The sequence below is a fragment of the Sphaerisporangium sp. NPDC049003 genome, from assembly GCF_043197795.1.
In the GTDB taxonomy this organism is placed as follows: domain Bacteria; phylum Actinomycetota; class Actinomycetes; order Streptosporangiales; family Streptosporangiaceae; genus Sphaerisporangium.
Genome location: NZ_JBICTU010000084.1, coordinates 1 through 1,431, shown reverse-complemented (window position 1 = coordinate 1,431; position 1,431 = coordinate 1). Strand labels below are relative to the sequence as shown.

Annotated in this window: 1 protein-coding gene; it reads left to right on the top strand. The window is 67.7% G+C overall.

The genetic code is table 11. The features are described from left to right. The first annotated feature begins 93 nt into the window (after window positions 1–93). Window positions 94–1,404: an ISAs1 family transposase gene (locus tag ACGFIV_RS36270; RefSeq protein ID WP_358562338.1), complete on the top strand. Its 1,311-nt coding sequence runs from the start codon at window positions 94–96 to the stop codon at window positions 1,402–1,404. The last annotated feature ends 27 nt before the right edge of the window (window positions 1,405–1,431 follow it).

Sequence of the window (1,431 nt, the reverse complement as noted above, 5' to 3'; positions counted from 1 at the left end):
GGAAATGCCAAGCCGCCACAGATGGAAAGGCACGGTTCCCGAAGATCAGAGGTATCTGAGGCCACCTGATCTGAAGAGGAAACCGTGCCTGTCGTGCCATCATCGCTGATCAGCGCTGCCGACCGCGAGCAGCTTGAGCAATCGGTTCTGGATTCGGCGAGTCGGCTGAGTCTTATGGATCGGTTCGCGATGGTTTCCGATCCGCGGTCGCGGCGTGGACGACGGCATTCGCTGGCATCGGTCCTGGCGTTGATCGCGTGTGCGACCGTGGCCGTTGGCGGTGACTCGCTGACCGCGATCGAGCAATGGGCCGACAACGCGCCCCAGCCGGTCCTGGCTGACCTGCTGGTGTGGCGCAATCCGCTGACCGGGTTGCACCAGCCGCCCAGCGAGCGGACGATGCGCCGGGTCCTGGCCGACCTCGACGGCGAACAGCTCGACCGGCAGATCGGTGGCTTCCTGGGCGATCTTGCCACAGGAAGGCCGCAGGACCGCGGCCCGATCCCGGCCTGGCCCGATCGGCGAACCGAGCGGGAGGCGCGGCGTGTCGCCAGGCGCCAGGATGCGCTCGTCTCGGGGCTGCTGAGGGGATACGCCGCTGACGGTAAGACGCTCAGGGGCGCCCGCCGTGGCGAGGACGGCCGGGTCCATCTGCTCGGCCTGGCCGCCCACGCCGACGCCACGGTGCGTGCCCAACGTCAGATCCCCGCCAAGACCAGCGAGATCGCCGCCCTGGACGGGCTGCTGGACCAGGTGAACCCCGGGGAACTGGTCGGGGCCGTCATCACCGCGGACGCGTTGCATACCCAGCGCAGCTCCGCCCGCTGCCTGGTCGCAAACCATCACGGCCACTACGTCCTGATCGTCAAAGCCAATCAGCCCACCCTGCACGCCGCCGTGTTCAAGGCGTTGACCGGCACCGATGCGGCGTTCACCGGCGCCACCCACATCGAGCACGATCGTGGGCACGGCCGTACCGAACAACGGATCACCCGCGTGGCCCCGGCACAGGGCCTTGACTTCCCGTACGCCGCTCAGGTGTTCCGCATCCTGCGCTATCGCGGCGGCCTGGACGGGCAGCGTCGCAGCAAGGAAGTGGTCTACGGCATCACCGATCTGACCGCCGAACAGGCCCAGGCAGCACAGATCGCCGCCTACGTGCGTGGTCACTGGAACGCCATCGAGAATGGTACCCACCACGTCCGCGACGTGACCTTCCACGAGGACGCCGGCCAGGCCCGAACCGGGACCATTCCCCGCGCCCTGGCCTCCTTCCGCAACCTCGCCATCGGCGCCCTGCGTCACGCGGGCCACGTCAACATCGCCCACGGCCGGCGCCACCACGTCTACAGCCACCGACGCACCCTCAATCTGTTCAAGATGGAAGTGAGGGAATCAAGCTGACCAAATCACAAACTCGCCGGGGCCCTG